This is a genomic window from Rhodococcoides kroppenstedtii (genome assembly GCF_900111805.1).
GTDB classification, from domain to species: Bacteria; Actinomycetota; Actinomycetes; order Mycobacteriales; family Mycobacteriaceae; genus Rhodococcoides; species Rhodococcoides kroppenstedtii.
Genome location: NZ_FOJN01000008.1, coordinates 124511 through 142550, shown reverse-complemented (window position 1 = coordinate 142550; position 18040 = coordinate 124511). Strand labels below are relative to the sequence as shown.

Sequence of the window (18040 nt, the reverse complement as noted above, 5' to 3'; positions counted from 1 at the left end):
TTCGCGTTTCCGCTGCGGACAGGCAGGCCGGTTCTCCGCGCTGCTCGGCCACCCGATCAGAAGTCGGCCGATGTCCCTCCGTCGTCGGAGCCGATGCGCTGCAGATGAATACGCCGAGTCAGGCGGATCACGGGTCTGGCGAGGAACTGCAGGCTCCCCACCAGAAAGAACCACGTGGCCGTCGTGGTGGTCGATTCCCAGAAGAACAGGACGCTGCCGATCACGAACCACAACGCGACCAGGACGTCGTTGACGATGCTGGCGGTCTCCCACTTGCGGCGGATCACAAGCTCGTCGTGACCGAGGTGGAGGGTGAGGGTGCGACCGTTGTCTGCCATGACCGGTGGATGCCCCGCAACCATCGCTGTCGAACCGGACCCCTCGTTCCCGGCACGGCGCGTGCCGACCACAGCGCCCGCCTCCGCGGTCCTCGCGGCCGCGCGCGCCGTCGACGACGCGGTGCGGTCGTACGGGATGGCCGGGCGCACGCCGTTCGGACCCGTGTTCGGCGTCGCACCGTTCGGCCCGGACGTCGACGGGGCGCTCCGCGACTCGGCCACGCGGGTGGAGTTGCTGATCGGCCGGACCGAGGACGACGCGGAGCCCTTCGTCCGCGCCGTTCCCGCCATCGCCCGGTTGCGCTCGCTGGGCCCCGTCGGACGCGCCGTCGCTCGCCGCATCGTCGCCGCCGTGACCCGAAAGGTGTTCGTTACCAGCGAGATCGAACGGGTGTGGTCGACGGCCGGCGGTCGCATCGCGACCTACCGCGTGGCATGGGCTCCCGCGAACGCACCCTTCGGCGCGACGCACTGCATCGAGCTGCCCCTCCTCTTCGGCGGCGACTGGTCGGACGCACCCATGCTCGCCGGCGAACGACCGCCCGACGCGCTGGCCGCCGCCGTGCGTCACACCTGGACGACGTTCGCCATGGTGGGCGTGGCGGGCCTGCCGCGGGAGAGGATCGTCTTCTCCTGACCGTGTGCCGTTCCCGCGGACCGCTCGTGCACCGGCGGACGGTGCACCGTCCGCACGAGCAGGAACCGCCCGCGGGAAACCCACGAGGCCGGGTCGACTACCGAACCGGGGCGCCCGCGACGGCCGAGGTCGATGGCCGCCGACGGGCCGGAAGCGTCAGTGCGACAATGACACACCCGGCGATCAGAACGGAGCCCGCCACAGCGCTCGCGGTGCCCACCGCCGCGGCGAACGAGTCGACGACGGCCGTCCGCAGCTCGTCGGCCAGGGCGGGGGACGCCGTCGACAGTTCGGTCGCGACGGCGGATCCGGCGCCCACCGATTCGGACGCTGCGGACGCGGCACCGCTGAGAGCGTCCGCGACCTCGGGTGGCTGTCCCGCGGCCCCGTCGGAGACCGCGGTGACCGTGTCGGACATCCCGTTCCGGTATTCCGTCGCGAGCACGGACCCGATGACGGCGATGCCGAGTGACCCGCCCAGTTCGATCGACGTGTCGGTCACTCCACCCGCTGCGCCGAGGTCGGATTCGTCGAAGCCGCCCATGATGGCGTCCGTCGCCGGCGGTTCCGCCAGGCCCATTCCGAGGCCCATCGCCACCAGGGCGATCAGGAAATGCCCGTACTCCGACTGTGCGTCCACGGCCGTGAGCACGAAGGCGCCGACCGCGGCCAGTGCCATGCCGGCCGGAATCACGACGCGGAGCCCGACGCGCGTCGTCAGTGGGCTGCTGACGACCGAGCCGATCATGACCGCGAACGCCAGCGGAAGCAGTCGGAGCCCGGTCTCGAGCGCGCCGTACCCGAAGACCGACTGGAAGTGCTGAGCGACGAAGTAAATGACACCGAACGCCGCGAGGAACAGCATGAGCACGGCCAGCGTCGCGCCACCGACGGTTCTGTCGGTGATGCGACGGATGTTCAGCAGCGGTGCAGGGTGCCGGCGTTCCCAGACGACGAACGCGATCGCCGCGGCCGCCGCCACGATCGACAGAACGGTCGGCAATCCCGCCCAGCCGGAGTGGAATCCGTCGATGACGGCGTAGACGAGCGCGCCGACGGTGATCACGGACAGTGCACCGCCGACCCAGTCGATCGGGGACCGGGCGGTGGACCGGCTGACGGGCAGCAGCCAGAAGGCGGCGACGACGGCGACCACCACGATCGGCACGTTCACCAGGAAGGTGCTCCCCCACTCGGTGACCTCGAGCAGCGCGCCGGACAGCAACGGGCCCACCGCGATGGCCAGTCCGGACGTCGCCGCCCAGAGCGAGATCGCCCGCGCGCGTTCGTGCCGGGGGAAGATCGCCACCAGTAGAGCGAGCGTCGCCGGCATGATGACGGCCGCGCCGACACCCATGGCCAGGCGCGCCGCGATGACACCCGCGGTGGTGTCGGCGACGGCGCCGACGATCGCCCCGGCTCCGAACAGCGCCAACCCGCCGACCAGGGCGTGCCGACGGCCGATCCGATCGCCGACGGCTCCGCAGAGCAGCATCAAGGCAGCGCAGGGCACGGTGTACGCGTCCACCACCCATTGCATGCCGCTGCTGTCCAGCCCGAGATCGCGCGTCATCGACGGCAGGGCGACGATCAACGACGTGTTGGCCATGACCACCACCAACAAACTGATGCACAGCACCCCGAGGGCCCACCACCGGCGTGGATCGGCCGCCCGGTCCTCCGTCGCGACTTCCGTGTTCGTGGACATCCCGCACTCCCTCCGTATCGACTTGCACAGCAATGTGCAAGTTAGCCACTTGCACAACAGTGTGCAAGTGGGGATGATCGGGTGGTGACGGACAACTCGACGGCGGGCGCCGGTAGGCGCGGAACCACGTCGAAACGGCAGATCGTGATCGACGCGGCCATCGACGTCCTGGGGAGACAGCCCGACGCGAGCATCGCGGACATCGCGGCCGCAGGAGGAATAGCGCGGCGAACCATCTACGGCCACTTCCCGACTCGGCACGATCTGATCGTGGGCATCGCGGAATCGGCCGCCGCCGACCTGACCGCGATCATCCCGGCGCGTGCGGCCCTGCCCGCGGAACCGGATCGCGCGGTCGCAGCTCTCGCCATGATCACCTGGCCCGTCGCGGGCCGCTACCGGGCACTGCTCGGCATCGGGCGGCAGGAACTGGGCGACGATCGCGTGCTGGAACTGTTGGCCCCCGGCCGCGAGTTGTCGCTCGACCTGGTCGAAGCAGGGCAACGGTCGGGGCTCTTCCCGGCCTACCTGCCGCCCAGCACCATCGTGACGCTGACCGACGGGGCGACACTCGACCTGCTCGCCGACGCGGATGCCGGGAACTCGGCCGACCCGGCGCGCGATGTCGCCGTCGTGGCCCTGGTCATCGCCGGCCTGGGTGCGACCGACGCCATCGCCGTGGTCGATGCGGTCACGGCCGACGGATCGACCCCGCGTTCCGGATGATTCCGGTCGCCGAACGACCTTGTGTCAAGCACGCTTGACATGCAACACTGTCGGCGAGCGTCAAGCACACTTGACACCGAGCGAAGGGCGCCACCGTGGACAACGATCCGGGAACCGACTCGACGTCCACCGCTGACGTCTCGCGAAGCCGTTGGGGCCGAACGACTGTCGGTACGAAGAACGTGTCCGCTCTGCTGGTCGCGATTCCGATCGGCGTCGTCGTGGCGGTGGTCGTCGCGACTGTCGTCGTGGCCACCGGTACCGCCGGCACCCCTGCGGTCGTCGGAGGGCTCGCGATGGCATTCGCCTTCGGTTGGGCCGCGGCCGCCCTGGCCTGGGTACTGACGGTCGACCGGAACACGCTCGACGGCGCTCCGCGTGATCCCGAGCGCTCGATCGAGAGCGTCTGGCACGACCGCGCGGCGAGCGGTGCGTTCGGGGACGTCCTGCTCGTGACCGGTACGGCGACGACGGTGGTGGCGCTGACCGGATTCGAGATGCCCACCGCCGTGGCACTCGCGTCGGTGGTGGCCCTGGCCATGGGCTCGTTCGGCCTGCGGTACGCCGTTCTGCAGCGGCGAGGCTGACGCGGGGTGCGGAACCGACTGCCCGAACTACGGCGAGAGCGCACCTGGTCGCAGCAGCAGTTGGCCGACGCGCTCGGCGTCTCGCGCCAGACCGTCATCTCCATCGAGCGCGGTCGCTTCGACCCCTCCCTGCCCCTGGCGTTCCGTCTGGCTCGCGTTTTCGAGTGCCCCATCGAGGCCATCTTCGACGACGCCGAATCCACGCAGGAGTGAGTGCGCTCCGTCACCCGGACGCTGCCGTCCCCACCGAAGGCTGCTTCCTGCGGACCACTCCTGCACCGCAACGGAATCGGGCGATCGGCTCGGACCGCGCGTGCCCCCGACGTGACGCGGGGACTTCTGTGCGCTCGACAGCGCACTCGCCGCCCGGGCAGCGGCGCTGATGCCGAACGCCACGATCGTCCCGACGCACTACGAGGGGTGGAGCCACTTCACGGAAGGTGCAGACGACCTCGTGGCGCGTTTCCGCGAGGCCGGGCTCGCGGATCGGCTCGCGTTCGCCTGACGTCGAGCGTAGGTACAGGTATCAGGATCGAACGATTGACAAATCGACTCCAGACCGCCTGCACCGTGGGCGCCGGTCAGCAGCACCGCCGCGCAGCGCTGCGCGTTCCGCTCGGCGAGGGCGTCGACCACGAGGACGAGGAACTCGTCGCACATGCGTTGTGCGGCAACGACGATCGCGGAGGGGAACTTCGTCCCCGACCGGGTCCTCGACACCGCGTTCGCCGCCTCTCTACGGCGGGCAGGCACCTCGTCCCGTTCGAACGCGACCGGGCACCCCTCGGCGGTCACCACGGGATCCCGCGACGCCGCAGCGGTCGGAGGCTAAACTCCGACCGTCATCGGAGGGTCCAGCAGACCGCGCGTCTGCACCGGTCGCCAGAGAGCAGCTCGAGGCGGGGCATCCGAACCGAATGCGAGGCGCTGTGCTCCGCCCGTTCTCTTGTGCTGTCCTGCTCGTCTCCGCCTGCCTGCTCGTCTCCGTGTCGGGGTGTTCCCTCGGCGACGACGCGGACGCCGGACAGGGCGACGACACCGTCACCGCCGACACCACCGGCACTGCCGGCAGTTCTGTCGTCGGCCACGGCGGTGTCACGCTGCCGCTCCCCGGCTCCGCGTTCGACTACCAGCTCGGCGGCGGGTATCCCCCGCCGCCCGGCGTGACGGTGGTCGCCCGCGACCGCACCGATCGGCCCGCGGACGCCGGGTACGACATCTGCTACGTCAACGGTTTCCAGACGCAGCCGGCGGAGTCCGAGTCCTTCGCCGACGCGAATCCCGATCTGGTGCTGCGGGTCGACGGCGAGCCGCTGGTGGACCTCGGGTGGCCGGACGAGTACGTCTACGACACCTCCACCGACGCCAAGCGTTCCGCCCTCGCGGCCGTCGTCGCTCCGTGGATCGAGCAATGCCGGAACGACGGCTACAAGGCGGTGGAGATCGACAACCTCGACTCCTACACCCGCTCGAACGACATGCTGAGCGCCGACGACAACCTGGCCCTGGCACGGCTGTTCGCCGACACCGCTCACCGGGCCGGCCTGGCCATCGCCCAGAAGAACACGGCCGACCGGGCGGGCTAGCTCCGCAGCGCGGGATACGACTTCGCGATCACCGAGTCCTGCATCGAGTTCGAGGAATGCGCCGACTACACCGAGCACTACGATGTCGTCCTGGACATCGAGTACACCGACGAGCTGGGTCGTGACTCCTTCGACATGGCGTGCGCGGACACGGACCCTGCGCTCTCGGTGATCCTGCGCGATCACGACCTCGTGAAGCCCGACGACGAGGCCTACGTCTTCGACAGCTGACGCTCCTGACTGCCCTGTGTCGTGGACTGTCGACTCCTCGGTCGAAAGCTGACCGTCCACGTTCCACACGTCAGAATCGAGCGTCGACGAGCCTCTGCGCGACCTCGACGAGCGCGTCGATGTTGTCGGGGGGCCGGCCGTACGGTCCGGTCGAGGCCGCGGCGAAGTAGAGGCCGTCCCCCATGAGAAGGACGGCCTCCGCCACGGCAGGATCGGCGATCTGCTCGTTCAACACGTCGAGCCAGGATTGCCGAATTCGCGCGAGGGTCTGCTGCGCGACCGCATTCGACCCCTGACTGAGGCGCATGGTGGCCACCACGGCGCGGTCGACGGGAGTGTCGTGGAACGTCGAGGTGCGGAGGTGATAGACCGCAGCGCCCTCTGGGTGCGCTCGCATCCGTCGGACGTCCTCGGCCGCAACCTACTGGGACGCAACAACTCTGGATCATCGATTCCTACCCGCTGGTTCTGGCAGGGCTCCTCGTCGCGATGGGAAGCCTGGGCGATCGCATCGGACGGCGACGACTGCTTCTCGTCGGCGCGACCGGCTTCGCCGCCGTATCCGTCGTCGCGGCCTACTCCCAGTCCGCCGAGATCCTGATCGCAGCACGCGTCGGCCTCGGCCTGTTCGGTGCCACCTTGATGCCCGCGACCCTGTCTCTGCTGCGCAATCTGTTCACCGATCGATCCGAGCGCCGCCTGGCCATCGCGATCTGGTCCGCCTCCATCGGCGCGGGAGCCGCCATGGGACCGGTCGTCGGCGGGTTTCTGCTGGAGCACTTCTGGTGGGGCTCGGTGTTCCTGTTCGCGGTCCCCCTTCTCGTTCCCCTGTTGCTGCTCGCACCCGCTCTGGTGCCCGAATCCAAGGATCCGCACCCCGCACGTGTCGACGCGGTCAGCATCGCCCTGTCCCTGCTCGCGCTGACCCCGATCGTGTACGCGATCAAGGACTCGGCGAACGGCGGAAGTTGGTCGGGAACCGCCGTGCCCGCAGTGATCGGCGCGCTGGCCGTGTGGCTGTTCGTCCGCCGTCAGCTCCGGCGGCCCGACCCCATGTTCGACGTCCGCCTGTTCACCGTGCCCGCGTTCGCCGGCGCCGTGGTGGTCAACCTGCTCTCGATCTTCGCGCTCGTCGGATTCCTGTACTTCGTTTCGCAACACCTCCAGCTCGTCGTCGGGCTGGGCCCCATGCAGGCAGGGCTTCGCCTGGTGCCGGGCATTCTGGCGATGATCGCCGCCGGTCTCTTGGCGGTGCTCCTGGCGCGGGTACTGCGGCCGGCGGTGATCATCTCCGCAGGAATGACCCTGGCGGCGCTAGGGTACGGAACGATCGCGGTGTTCGCCGAGCCGACAGCGGTGTGGCCCTTCGTGATCGCGTTTGCTGTCCTCGGTGGAGGTATCGGAGTGGCCGAGACCATTTCCAACGACATGATCCTGTCGACGGCTCCTCCGGAGAAGGCCGGTGCAGCGGCCGCGATCTCGGAGACGGCCTACGAGATCGGCGCCGTCACCGGCACATCGGTGCTCGGCGCGATCCTGTTGGCGAAGTACCGCGCCGACGTCGTCACGCCCGACAGCGCCGGGCTGGACACGTCGGCGGCGAGTGAGACTCTCGGTGGCGCCCGCACCGTGGCGGACCGACTGCCGACCGCCCGGGCCGACGGACTGCTCGACTCGGCAGCGAACGCCTTCACCGGCGGGGTGGTCCTCACGTCTGCCGTCGCGGCATGCCTGATGGTCGTGGCCGGCGGCGCCGCGTGGCTGATCATGCGGGCAATCCCCGCCGGCCAACGCGACGATGCCGGCGAGCACTGAGACGGCTGTTCTACCGTTCACGTACACAGTGCCCCAACGTCGCACCACCGGAGGTCCCATGAACGAGAGCCGTTTCCCCCTGACCGAGATCGGCGAACTTCCCGCGGACCTCCGGGAGCGGATCGACCCGATCGTCGAGAAATCGGGGTTCGTGCCCAACATCTTTCGCGCGCTCGGCCACCGACCGAACGAGATGCGAGCATTCTTCGACTATCACGATCTTCTGATGGATCAGCCCGGGCCGCTCACCAAGGCCGAGCGAGAACTGGTCGTGGTGGCCTCCTCCGGGGCCAACCGATGCGTGTACTGCGTGGTCGCCCACGGCGCCATCCTCCGGGTACGGACGAAGGATCCTCATATCGCCGACCGGGTCGCCACCAATCCGGAGCAGGCGCGATTGACCGATCGGGAGCGCGCCATCGTCGATGTGGCGCTCGCTCTGACCAGGACACCGGAACGCTTCTCCGACAACGACGTCGACGCCGCTCGAGCAGCCGGTCTCTCGAACGAGGAGATCTGGGACGTGGGTGCGATCACGGCGTTCTTCGCCGCGTCGAACCGTCTCGCACATCTGACCGGGGTCGTGCCCAACGCCGAGTTCCACACGATGGGCCGGTGAGCTCGACGCCGTCCCCTTGTGTCAAGCACGCTTGACATGCGACCCTGTCGGCACGCGTCGAGCACACGTGACACCGAGCGAAGAGAACCGCGGTGGACGATCCGGGAATCGACACCGCATCGACAGCTGACGCATCGCGAAGTCGCTGGGGCCGAACGACGGTCGGCTCCCATCACCTGTCCGCCCTGTGGCTGGCGGTTCCCATCGGTGTCGTCGTCGCGGTGGTCGTCGCGGTCGTCGTCGTGGACACCGGTTCCATCGGCACTCCCGCCGGCGTCGGACAGCTCGCCATGGCGTTCGCCTTCGGCTGGGCCGCAGCCGGCCTGGCCTGGGTGGTGGCGGTCGACAGGAACACGATCTCCGGCGCTCCGCGAGATCCCGATCGGTCGATCGAGAGCGTCCGGCACGACCGCGCGGCGAGCGGAGCGTTCACCGACGTCTTGCTCGTCACCGGAACGGCGGCGACCGTGGTGTCACTGACCGGATTCGACATGCCCGCCTCCGTGGCGCTCGCGTCGGTGCTCGTCGTGGCCATGGGCTCGTTCGGGCTGCGGTACCTCGTCCTGCGGCGGCGAGGCTGACGCGGGGTGCGGAACCGCCTACCCGAGCTGGCCTCGTCGACGAGGACGCGGGCGATGCGCTCACCGATTTCGGCGGTGGCGCCGTGACGGCTGGCAGTGGCGACCACGATGCGTCTCGATGCCATGGGGCTTCGCTCCTGTCGCTCCGCAGGGATCGTCGCGATCGACGATGTTCACGACGTCATCGTCGCGCGCAGCAGTGCGGCCTCGTCAGCGACGAGGGACATCGACGGAGGCAACGAAAGACCCTCGGGTCGAGTGGCTTCGGGCCCGAGAGCGTCGATGCACTTGACCGTCGATTCACCAATCGTCAATATAGACGGGTGTCGAAGCAAACCGTGGCCGTCCCAGCGACCAGCGGCGGATGCTGTTCACCGCTGACCCGCGAACCTCTGACCACCGACTGGGCCGGTGATCTCGCGCGGATGTTCAAGGCACTGGGCGACCCGGCCCGTCTGCGCCTATTGAGCCTGGTGGCCAGCCACGAGAACGGCGAGGCCTGCGTCTGCGACATCTCCGGCTCGTTCGACCTGTCGCAGCCGACCATCTCCCACCACCTCAAGGTGCTTCGCGAGGCCGGCCTCCTGGACTGCGAGCGCCGCGGAACCTGGGTCTACTACTGGGTCGTTCCCGCTGCGCTGCAACAGTTGTCGGCGGTGCTCGCCGCTGCAGATCCCACCGCGGACGACTCGGACGTCTCCGACACCGGGCTGGTGACGGCGTGAGCACCGCGGCGAACACCGCCGTCCACCCCGCCGTCGTCGGCAAGCTGTCCACGCTCGATCGTTTCCTGCCGGTCTGGATCGGCGTCGCGATGGTCCTCGGACTGCTGCTCGGTCGCTTGGTTCCGGGGATGGACGACGCGCTGTCGTCCATCTCCGTCGACGGCGTCTCGCTCCCCATCGCGATCGGCCTGCTGATCATGATGTACCCGGTGCTGGCCAAGGTCCGCTACGACCGGCTCGACACCGTCACCGGCGACAAGAAGCTCCTGCTCGGTTCCCTTGCCCTGAACTGGATCTTGGGACCGGCGTTGATGTTCGCCCTCGCCTGGCTGTTCCTTCCCGACCTGCCCGAGTACCGCACCGGCCTCATCATCGTCGGGCTCGCCCGGTGCATCGCGATGGTCATCATCTGGAACGACCTCGCCTGCGGCGACCGCGAAGCCGCAGCCGTCCTCGTGGCGATCAACTCGGTCTTCCAGGTGGTCATGTTCGCCGTCCTCGGCTGGTTCTACCTCTCGGTTCTCCCCGGCTGGCTCGGCCTCGACCAGACCACCATCGAGGCATCGCCGTGGCAGATCGCGAAGTCCGTCCTGATCTTCCTGGGCATCCCGTTGATCGCCGGATTCGCTTCGCGCCACTTCGGGGAACGCGCCAAGGGCCGCGACTGGTACGAGACCTCGTTCATCCCGAAGATCGGGCCGTGGGCACTCTACGGGCTGCTGTTCACCATCGTCGTTCTCTTCGCCCTGCAGGGCGACCGCATCACCTCCCAGCCCCTCGACGTCGTCCGTATCGCACTGCCGCTGCTGGTGTACTTCGCGGTGATGTGGGGCGGCGGATACGCACTCGGCGCAGCGATGGGCCTGGGCTACGAGCGAACCACCACCCTGGCGTTCACCGCGGCGGGCAACAACTTCGAGCTCGCCATTGCCGTCGCAATCGCCACGTACGGCGCCACGTCCGGCCAGGCCCTCGCCGGCGTCGTCGGACCGTTGATCGAAGTACCTGTCCTAGTGGGCCTGGTGTACGTCTCTCTCGCTCTCCGCAGGCGTTTCACCTCCTCGCCGATCGCGCCGGTATCCCAGAGCAAGGAATCGTGATGTCCGAGCACTGCGCACACCTGACGCACTTCCGCCGCTGAACACCCGAAAGGTGCAGTCCCCCATGTCCGACACACCCAGTGTGCTGTTCGTCTGCGTGAAGAACGGCGGCAAATCGCAGATGGCCGCCGGGCTGATGCGCAAGGCCGCCGGCGATGACGTCGAGGTGCATTCCGCCGGCACCGCCCCCGGAAACGCGGTCAATGCACTGTCCGCCGAGACGCTGCTCGAGGTCGGGGTCGACCTGACCGGCGAGTACCCCAAGCCGATCGATCCGGACCTGCTGGCGCGGATGGACTACGTGATCACCCTCGGCACCGAAGCAACCGTCGACCCGGTCGAGGGACCGATTTACCTGACCTGGCACACCGACGAGCCCTCGACGCGGGGGATCGAGGGCATCGAGCGAATGCGCCTGGTGCGCGACGACATCGCCGCCCGCGTCGACGAACTCGCTGCCCGCCTGAGGGACTGACGCCATCACCGCACCGCACACCGACGGCACGAACCCGATGACCACCGCCCGAACCCGGGTGGTGGTCATCGGCGGCGGTCAGGCAGGCCTCGCCGCCGGGTACTACTTACGCCGAGCAGGCCTCGAGTACACGATTCTCGACGACCAGCCGGCCGCTGGTGGGTCCTGGCGGGACCACTGGCCGTCGTTGCATCTGTTCTCCCCCGCCGCGCACTCCCGGTTGCCCGGGTGGCCGATGCCCCCGTCGTCACAGGAGTTCCCACCCGGATCGCACGTCGTGGGTTACCTGAGCGCGTACGAACAACGCTACGAGCTGCCGGTGCGGCGACCGGTCTCCGTGACCGCGGTGCGCCGCAACGGTTCCGGGTACCGGATCGACACCACAGCGGGATCCTGGTCGGCCGAGGCGGTGATCAACGCGACCGGCACCTGGTCCCGGCCGTTCTGGCCCACCTACCCCGGCATGCGATCGTTCCGGGGCCGCCAGATTCACACCGCGCAGTACGACGGGCCCGGCACCGTCACCGGGCGCCGGGTCGCCGTCGTCGGGGGCGGCAACTCCGCCGCGCAAATTCTCGCCGAGATCTCCACCGTCGCCGACACACTGTGGTTCACCACCCGGCCGCCGCGGTTCCTGCCCGACGACGTCGACGGTCGTGTGCTGTTCGACGTCGCCACCCGGCGCGCCCGCGCACTCGCCGCCGGTGACGACACCGGCGGTGTGGCCGGGCTGGGCGATGTCGTCATGGTGCCGTCGGTGCGGGACGCCCGTGATCGCGGCGCCCTGCGGGCGCGCACGATGTTCGCCGCACTCACGACCGACGGTGTCGTCACCGACGACGGCGGCGTCGAACGGATCGATGCGGTGGTGTGGTGCACCGGATTCCGGCCGGCGCTACGACATCTCCGTCCGTTGCACCTGCCCACCGCTGACGGCGGCATCGCGATGGACGGGCTGCACGCCGCCGGCGAACCCACCATGGTCTTCCTCGGCTACGGCGACTGGACCGGCCCCGCATCCGCGACACTCATCGGCGTCGGCCGCACCGCACGATATGCGGTGGAGCACCTCACCTCGACCCTGACCTGAGCGGTAGCCAGTGTCGGGTGCGCGATGCACCGTGCGGACGCCGACCGGTGTCAGCAGCAGGTGGTGTTCGTCGCCCCTGCGGGGGCCGCATCGGCGCGAACGCTGGGTGCGGGCGCCGGGATCGGCTGCGAACCGAAGGTGTCGGAGTCCGCGAGAACGGTGTAGATCTCCCAGCGCTCCCCACCGGGTCCCGTCACCCACACCTTGTCCTGGGTGGCGAAACAGCAGGTGGTGCCGATCTCCTCGTCGGTGAACAACCCCTCGCCGGTCAGGCGGGCAATCTCCTCGTGCACCCGGCCCGACGAGTCGACCTCGACGCCGAGATGGTTGATGGTGCCGCCCTGGCCGGGGTTCTCGATCAGCACCAGCTTCAAGGGCGGTTCGGTGATGGCGAAGTTGGCGTAGCCGGGCTTGACCTTCGCCGGCGCCACGCCGAAGAGCTTGCTGTAGAACGTGATCGCGGTGTCGATGTCGTCGACGTCGAGGGCGAGCTGAGCACGGGACATCCGAACCTCCAGGGTTGCGACATATGTCGAATAGTTGTCCGTCATAGGGTGCGCCACGTCTTCGATATATGTCAAGGAGGTTGTAGAGTCGGGACCGTGCCCAAGACGTTGCCGATCATCGACACCACCACGCCGGTGTGCTGCGAACCCGTCTCCGCTGCGCCGATGGACGAACATGCCGCGCTCGAGGTGGCCGTACGACTGAAAGCGCTCGCGGACCCGATGCGCATCCGGTTGATGTCCTTGCTGCTCACCGACACCGCAGGGGCGATGTGCACGTGCGACCTCGCCGGCGCGCTGGAACTCGCCGAGTCGACCGTCAGCCACCACCTCGGGCAACTGCGTCGGGCGGGCATGGTGGCCTCCGAACGCCGGGGCATGAACGTCTACTACTCGGCGCGCCCCGAGGCGCTCGACGCGCTTCGCGCCGTCCTGGACCCTGCGTGCTGCCGATGAGGGTGCCGCTGGAGGATCGACTCGCCGTTCGCCCGCTGGGGAGACGTGTTCGGCGAAGCCACCATCGCCTCGGCGATGATCGACCGCACCGTCCACCGGACCCTCGACGTGGACCGAGCGCCGACAGCAGCTGGAGGTGGCGCTTACCATCGTGATGTGCCCACTGTCGTCCCGTGCCCCTTGGCGTGACCTGCTGATGCGGAGAGTTTCCGGTGAGCTCGAGACGTCGGTCCTGGTCCTTCTCGGACAGCCGCGCAATTTGAGCCCCCTGTCAGGATTGAACTGACGACCTTTCGCTTACAAGGCGAGTGCTCTACCACTGAGCTAAGGAGGCGCGCCCGGCGAACCGGACGCGGCCATCATAACGGCCCGTCCGTCGCACCTGTCCCGTCGACCACGACGTTGTTGCCCCCGTCCCGCTTGGCGCGGTACATGGCGAGGTCCGCGCGGTCGAGCAGTCGGCCGAGCATGGTGGGACAGAGGCCTTCCCACCCGGCGACGTCCTCGACGGCGACGCCGACGGACGCCGTCACCGGGGCCCGGTCGTTCGTCCGGTGGATCTCGGTGACCAGGGACCGCGCGAAGGCTCGGGCGTCGTCGCCGGGCACCACGACGGCGAACTCCTCGCCGCCCAGTCGCGCGGAGACGGCGCCGGGTGGGCTGAGTTCCTCGATCCGCGCGGCGGTGGCGCGCAGAACGTCGTCGCCGACGGCGTGGCCGAAGCGGTCGTTGACGGACTTGAACGCGTCGAGGTCCAGGCAAAGGACGGACAGGTGGGACGGACGGTGGTCCCTCATCAGGGCCTCGACGGCGGAATGCATCCCTCGTCGATTGCGAAGACCGGTCAGCTGGTCGAACAGGGCGCGGGAGGCGTCGTTCCGCAGCGCCGTGAGGAAGACGTGGTTGAGAGTCGACGCGGTGAAGAGCAAACCGAGTACCAGGACGAATGTGGCGACCACCTCCGGGGCCGGTGCGACACCGGCGGACAGCACTCGGGCGAAGACCACCACGGACACGAGGAGCGACCACGCCTCCTGCGCCACGAACACCCGCGCGTCGTGCATTGCGGTGACGTAGTTGCCGACGGTCACCATGATCGCGACCGCGTAGAGACTGAGGGTGCTCGGCGGCGTGGACAGAATGCCGACGGGGATGGCGACGCCGGCGTAGACGATGAAGGCGAGCGAGCCGCGACGGCTCGGGAACGTCCCCCGCGCCCACCAGCACCCGGCTCCGACGGCGCTCACCGCAGCGATCAGCAACTGCACGGTCGCCCCGTTGGCCACGGGCGAGAACACCAGGACGACCGCGATGATCGCGACGAGGAAACACCCGGCCGCCGTGACATATGGCGCCCGACGCAGCAGTGGGTGGGCGCGATGGTAATCGCGGATCCACTCGTAGTCGGGCGCCGCCGACCACCAGTCCCTCAGTGCGCTCACGCCGCCACCAGTTCTCCTCGCGGGCGCCCGACGGGCGCGCTGTTGCACCCGCACCACAGTCTCGTGTTCGGGATTCAAGCACACGGAACAACGGCCCGAGCCATTTCGGTACCAGGTCCGGGTTTCGCACCGGAAACCGTCACCGAGCCCGCCCCGTCGAGCGGGTCACGGCGGGCGCCGAGACGACGCCCCGGACCAGGGAACACACAGGCGGGGCCGGTACCTTCTCCAAGCAAGAGCACCTTCAGCGATCACCCCCGCACACCCCTTCGACGGCCGAGAGAGAGGCATGACGTTCCTGCAGGGCCTGACGTCGACATTGCGCCGGATGACCGGCGAACGACGGGCCATCGTCGACACCCCGGCGGGCGCTCCGAGCCCGCTCAAGCCCATCGATCTCACGGACGACGCGTCCGTGGCCGAGGTTCTCGACCTCGCCGTCCGTGTCGGCGAGGTGACGCTTGCGGCGGGCACCGGCGCCATCGACACCGCGGCCCAGGTGCAGTTCGTCGCCGCGACGTACGGGTTGAACCGCTGCGACGTGGACGTCACGTACAACTCGATCACCATCAGCGCCTACCGCGGCCCCACGTTGCCGCCGGCGAGCACCATGCGCATCGTCCACTACCGGTCGATGGACTTCACCCGCCTGGCCGCCGTCGACGGCCTCGCGCGCAAGATTCGCCTACAGGTACCGACACCGTCGGACGCCCTGGCAGAACTCGACGACATCATCACCGCCCCCCACCCCTACAACCGGTGGATCGCCACGCTCGCCTGGGCGGGGATGGCGGCGGCGATCTCGGTGCTGCTCGGCGGTGGAGTGCTGGTGGCCGTGGTCAGCTTCCTCACCACGATGGTGATCGACCGGGTCGGCCGCGTCCTCAACCGCGCCGGGCTTCCGTTCTTCTTCCAGCAGGTGGTGGGCGGGTTCATCGCCTCGGCGCCGGCGATCACGCTCTACTCGTATCAGGCCGAGCTGGGCATCTCGATCTCCCCGTCGCAGATCATCGCGGCCGGAGTGACCGTGCTGCTCTCGGGTCTGTCACTGGTGGGCTCGGTGCAGGACGCCATCACCGGCGCTCCCATCACCGCGGCGGCCCGGTTCTTCGAACTCCTCATGATGACCGGCGGCATCATCGCGGGCGTCGCGACGACGCTCCGGCTCGCCGCCCTGCTCGGCGCGGAGCTTCCCGTGCTGAGCAACGTCGCTCCCCCGGACATCACCGAGGTGCCGACGAAGGTGCTCGCGGGTGCCGTGGCGTCGGCGTTCTATGCCCTGGCCTGCTATGCGGAGCAGCGGGGTCTCTCCGCGGCGTTCGCCGGCGGATTCGCGGGCGCGTTGTTCTTCCTGATCGCGCAGCAGGTGGGGTTCGGCCCCGTGCTCTCGAGCGCGATCGCCGCGACGGTGGTCGGCTTCGTCGGCGGTCTGCTCGCCCGTCGCGCGCTGATTCCGCCGCTGATCGTGGCCGTCGCGGGCATCACGCCGCTGCTGCCCGGCCTCTCGGTCTACCGAGGGCTGTTCGCCCTCCTCGGCGATCAGACGCTGCTGGGCATGAGCGCCCTGCTGGCCGCGCTGGGAACGGGCGGTGCGCTGGCGGGTGGAGTCACCCTGGGGGAATGGGGGGCGCGGACGCTGCGCCGGCCGCGCATCGTCGAGCGGGCCGGATCGCTGCGTCGCCCGTCTCTGAAAGTGGTGCGTCCGGACGCTCGACGGATCAAGCGCCCGGACGCCGTGCGATCGCTGCTGCCCATCCGCAACCGGAAACCCATGGACGGCCGGTGGGACGGAGAGCGCTGACGGATCAGCTGGAGGGGTTCTCCGCGCGCTGACGCGCGTCCTCCTCCATGGCCTCGCGCAGGCTGCGGGGGCGCATGTCGGTCCAGTTCTGCTCGACGTACTCGAGGCACGCCTTGCGGCTCTCCTCGCCGAACACCACGCGCCAGCCCTGCGGAACCTCGGCGAACGTCGGCCACAGGGAATGCTGATCCTCGTCGTTGACCAGAACGTAGAAGCGTCCGTCTTCGTCGTCGAACGGGTTGGTGCTCATCTTGCCTCGCTCACTGCAAAAGTCGGCGCCGGGCGATCCCGACGGTCTGCGGTCCGGTCGACCCTAGCAAGCGTCGCCGACCCGCCACGTCGCACGAGGACGGAGTGGAGAATTTCACCGGACCGCACCGCGACGTTGGAGAGCAGGGACGACGTGATCCCGTGCGTCGATTCCGTGCCGCCCTGGAGGTAGACGGCGGTACGACCGTCGTCGTCACCGTCCTCATCTGCGACCAGCCGGTAGTCCCGCGTGACGACGCGCGGCGCGTCGTCGTCGGGAGCCAGGTCGCCGAGCAGGGGACGCAGCGGCGACGGTCGGAATCCGGTGGCGAGCACCAGGGCGTCGCAGACGAGGGTGTCGGCGATGCCGTCGATGCCGTCCCGCACGGTGACCTCGATGCCGTCGGCGGTCTCGACGGCGGCGTCGATCGTGGACGCGCGGCGCATGAACAGCCTGCGGTGCCCGCTCACCCGTTCGGCGTACTCGGTGCGGTAGAGCTCCTCGATGAGGTCGAGATCCACCACCGAGTAGTTGGTGCTGCGATGCAGCGCCAGCAGCCGGGCGCGCTCGTCGGCCGGGGCGCGGTGCAACTCGTCGACCGCCTCGGGATCGAAGATGCGGTTGGCGTAGGGGCTGTCGTCCGCCGGGCTGTAGCCGTACCGCGCGAAGATGCTGTGCACCTCCGCGTGCGGGTGGTGCGCGTGGAGGTACTGCACCACCTCGGCCGCGGACTGCCCGGCGCCGAGCACCGCGAAGCGTCCGTGCGTGGGGCGGGGCAGCTCGGCCATCCGGCCGAGGAAGTCGTGATTGTGGAAGCACCGCGCCGAGAGAGTCGCCCACTCGGGCACCCGCTGCTGCAGGCCGGCCCCGACCGCGACGTTGCGGGTATGGAGGACCCGGCCGTCGTCGCACTGCACGACGAGCTCGTCGCCGACGCGCCGCACTGCGGTGACGGACGTGCCGTAACGCACGTCGGCGTCCACGCGGTCTGCCGCCCACGACAGGTAGTCGTGGAACTCGAGCCGGGTGGGGAAGAACGTCTGGTGGTTGACGAAGTCGACCAACCGGCCGCGCGCGAACAGGTACTGGAAGAAGGTGTACTCGCTGCTCGGGTTGCGGAACGTCGCGAGGTCCTTCGGGAAGGCGATCTGCATGGTCGCGCCCTCGAGCAGCATGCCGGGATGCCACCCGAAGGCATCCTGCCGCTCGACGAAGACCGCGCGCACCTGCTCGCCGGGGGCGCAGGACCGGTTGTGTTCCTCGATCGCGATGGCCAACGCGAGGTTGGCCGGGCCGAAGCCGATACCGACCACGTCCAGCGTGTCGTCACCCGTCATGTGTCCACCCCTTCGGCTGCGATTGCACCC

21 protein-coding genes, 1 tRNA gene and 2 pseudogenes are annotated in these 18040 nt (G+C 69.1%); 16 read left to right on the top strand and 8 right to left on the bottom strand.

Annotated features, from left to right (window positions below; genetic code table 11):
* Positions 1 to 56 precede the first annotated feature (56 nt).
* A complete protein-coding gene (locus BMZ18_RS11055) occupies positions 57 to 338 on the bottom strand; it encodes a YrhK family protein (protein WP_068366152.1) in 282 nt (93 codons plus the stop codon).
* A gap of 61 nt (positions 339 to 399) precedes the next feature.
* On the opposite strand from BMZ18_RS11055, the gene BMZ18_RS11050 reads away from it, so the two are divergent.
* Complete coding sequence (locus BMZ18_RS11050; RefSeq protein ID WP_068366149.1) at positions 400 to 975, top strand: carboxylesterase/lipase family protein; 576 nt, start codon at positions 400 to 402, stop codon at positions 973 to 975.
* A 97-nt stretch (positions 976 to 1072) separates the two neighbouring features.
* Here BMZ18_RS11050 and BMZ18_RS11045 read toward each other — a convergent pair whose 3' ends face one another.
* Entirely contained in the window at positions 1073 to 2683 is a 1611-nt protein-coding gene (locus BMZ18_RS11045) for an MFS transporter (protein WP_074922178.1), read from the bottom strand.
* Between the two features lie 84 nt (positions 2684 to 2767).
* Here BMZ18_RS11045 and BMZ18_RS11040 point away from each other — a divergent pair, with 84 nt between their 5' ends.
* The 5 genes and pseudogenes from BMZ18_RS11040 (at position 2768) to BMZ18_RS11025 (ending at position 5813) form a co-directional block, all read left to right on the top strand.
* Positions 2768 to 3409, top strand: a complete 642-nt coding sequence (locus BMZ18_RS11040) for a TetR family transcriptional regulator (protein ID WP_169817740.1) — start codon at positions 2768 to 2770, stop codon at positions 3407 to 3409.
* 182 nt (positions 3410 to 3591) lie between these two features.
* The gene (locus tag BMZ18_RS11035) at positions 3592 to 3996 is read left to right on the top strand and encodes a hypothetical protein (protein WP_139203926.1); all 405 of its coding nucleotides are present in this window, start codon (positions 3592 to 3594) and stop codon (positions 3994 to 3996) included.
* 6 nt (positions 3997 to 4002) lie between these two features.
* Positions 4003 to 4209 (top strand): helix-turn-helix transcriptional regulator, encoded by a 207-nt coding sequence (locus BMZ18_RS11030; RefSeq protein ID WP_068364828.1) that lies wholly within the window; start codon positions 4003 to 4005, stop codon positions 4207 to 4209.
* Positions 4210 to 4378: 169 nt separating this feature from the next.
* Positions 4379 to 4501, top strand: coding sequence for a hypothetical protein (locus BMZ18_RS20185; protein WP_261777241.1), 123 nt, complete (start codon positions 4379 to 4381; stop codon positions 4499 to 4501).
* A 412-nt stretch (positions 4502 to 4913) separates the two neighbouring features.
* Positions 4914 to 5813 (top strand): annotated as a pseudogene (locus BMZ18_RS11025) (endo alpha-1,4 polygalactosaminidase).
* Positions 5814 to 5883: 70 nt separating this feature from the next.
* On the opposite strand, the gene BMZ18_RS11020 reads toward BMZ18_RS11025, so the two are convergent.
* Positions 5884 to 6210, bottom strand: coding sequence for a hypothetical protein (locus BMZ18_RS11020; protein ID WP_068364825.1), 327 nt, complete (start codon positions 6208 to 6210; stop codon positions 5884 to 5886).
* On the opposite strand from BMZ18_RS11020, the gene BMZ18_RS11015 reads away from it, so the two are divergent.
* The 7 genes from BMZ18_RS11015 to BMZ18_RS10985 all read left to right on the top strand — a co-directional run bounded on the left by BMZ18_RS11015 (position 6195) and on the right by BMZ18_RS10985 (position 12218).
* Positions 6195 to 7628, top strand: a complete 1434-nt coding sequence (locus tag BMZ18_RS11015; protein WP_082895125.1) for an MFS transporter — start codon at positions 6195 to 6197, stop codon at positions 7626 to 7628. The genes BMZ18_RS11020 and BMZ18_RS11015 overlap by 16 nt on opposite strands.
* A 58-nt stretch (positions 7629 to 7686) precedes the next feature.
* Complete coding sequence (locus tag BMZ18_RS11010; protein WP_068148171.1) at positions 7687 to 8247, top strand: peroxidase-related enzyme; 561 nt, start codon at positions 7687 to 7689, stop codon at positions 8245 to 8247.
* 92 nt (positions 8248 to 8339) lie between these two features.
* On the top strand, positions 8340 to 8828 hold the full coding sequence (locus tag BMZ18_RS11005; protein WP_082895124.1) for a hypothetical protein: 489 nt from the start codon (positions 8340 to 8342) through the stop codon (positions 8826 to 8828).
* A gap of 338 nt (positions 8829 to 9166) precedes the next feature.
* On the top strand, positions 9167 to 9553 hold the full coding sequence (locus BMZ18_RS11000) for an ArsR/SmtB family transcription factor (RefSeq protein WP_139203925.1): 387 nt from the start codon (positions 9167 to 9169) through the stop codon (positions 9551 to 9553).
* A complete protein-coding gene (gene arsB, locus BMZ18_RS10995; protein WP_068364816.1) occupies positions 9550 to 10653 on the top strand; it encodes an ACR3 family arsenite efflux transporter in 1104 nt (367 codons plus the stop codon). The genes BMZ18_RS11000 and arsB overlap by 4 nt, the downstream gene beginning before the upstream one ends.
* Positions 10654 to 10717: 64 nt before the next feature.
* On the top strand, positions 10718 to 11128 hold the full coding sequence (locus BMZ18_RS10990; protein ID WP_068364813.1) for an arsenate-mycothiol transferase ArsC: 411 nt from the start codon (positions 10718 to 10720) through the stop codon (positions 11126 to 11128).
* 37 nt (positions 11129 to 11165) lie between these two features.
* Complete coding sequence (locus tag BMZ18_RS10985) at positions 11166 to 12218, top strand: ArsO family NAD(P)H-dependent flavin-containing monooxygenase (RefSeq protein WP_068364810.1); 1053 nt, start codon at positions 11166 to 11168, stop codon at positions 12216 to 12218.
* Between the two features lie 50 nt (positions 12219 to 12268).
* Here BMZ18_RS10985 and BMZ18_RS10980 read toward each other — a convergent pair whose 3' ends face one another.
* On the bottom strand, positions 12269 to 12724 hold the full coding sequence (locus BMZ18_RS10980) for an ArsI/CadI family heavy metal resistance metalloenzyme (RefSeq protein WP_068148286.1): 456 nt from the start codon (positions 12722 to 12724) through the stop codon (positions 12269 to 12271).
* Positions 12725 to 12820: 96 nt separating this feature from the next.
* Here BMZ18_RS10980 and BMZ18_RS10975 point away from each other — a divergent pair, with 96 nt between their 5' ends.
* Positions 12821 to 13180, top strand: coding sequence for an Rv2640c family ArsR-like transcriptional regulator (locus tag BMZ18_RS10975; RefSeq protein WP_068148290.1), 360 nt, complete (start codon positions 12821 to 12823; stop codon positions 13178 to 13180).
* A 24-nt stretch (positions 13181 to 13204) separates the two neighbouring features.
* A pseudogene (locus BMZ18_RS20315) lies at positions 13205 to 13276 on the top strand (ATP-binding protein); the annotation flags it as partial.
* A 166-nt stretch (positions 13277 to 13442) separates the two neighbouring features.
* Here BMZ18_RS20315 and BMZ18_RS10970 read toward each other — a convergent pair.
* A tRNA-Thr gene (locus BMZ18_RS10970) sits at positions 13443 to 13514 on the bottom strand.
* Between the two features lie 25 nt (positions 13515 to 13539).
* The gene (locus BMZ18_RS10965) at positions 13540 to 14622 is read right to left on the bottom strand and encodes a GGDEF domain-containing protein (protein ID WP_068364807.1); all 1083 of its coding nucleotides are present in this window, start codon (positions 14620 to 14622) and stop codon (positions 13540 to 13542) included.
* Between the two features lie 298 nt (positions 14623 to 14920).
* Here BMZ18_RS10965 and BMZ18_RS10960 point away from each other — a divergent pair, with 298 nt between their 5' ends.
* The gene (locus BMZ18_RS10960) at positions 14921 to 16423 is read left to right on the top strand and encodes a threonine/serine exporter family protein (protein ID WP_170851484.1); all 1503 of its coding nucleotides are present in this window, start codon (positions 14921 to 14923) and stop codon (positions 16421 to 16423) included.
* A gap of 4 nt (positions 16424 to 16427) precedes the next feature.
* On the opposite strand, the gene BMZ18_RS10955 is transcribed toward BMZ18_RS10960, so the two are convergent.
* Complete coding sequence (locus BMZ18_RS10955; protein WP_068103290.1) at positions 16428 to 16673, bottom strand: MbtH family protein; 246 nt, start codon at positions 16671 to 16673, stop codon at positions 16428 to 16430.
* Positions 16670 to 18010 carry a lysine N(6)-hydroxylase/L-ornithine N(5)-oxygenase family protein gene (locus BMZ18_RS10950; protein ID WP_068364804.1) on the bottom strand — a complete coding sequence of 447 codons (1341 nt, stop codon included), beginning with the start codon at positions 18008 to 18010 and terminating at the stop codon, positions 16670 to 16672. The genes BMZ18_RS10955 and BMZ18_RS10950 overlap by 4 nt, the downstream gene beginning before the upstream one ends.
* Positions 18011 to 18040: the final 30 nt, after the last annotated feature.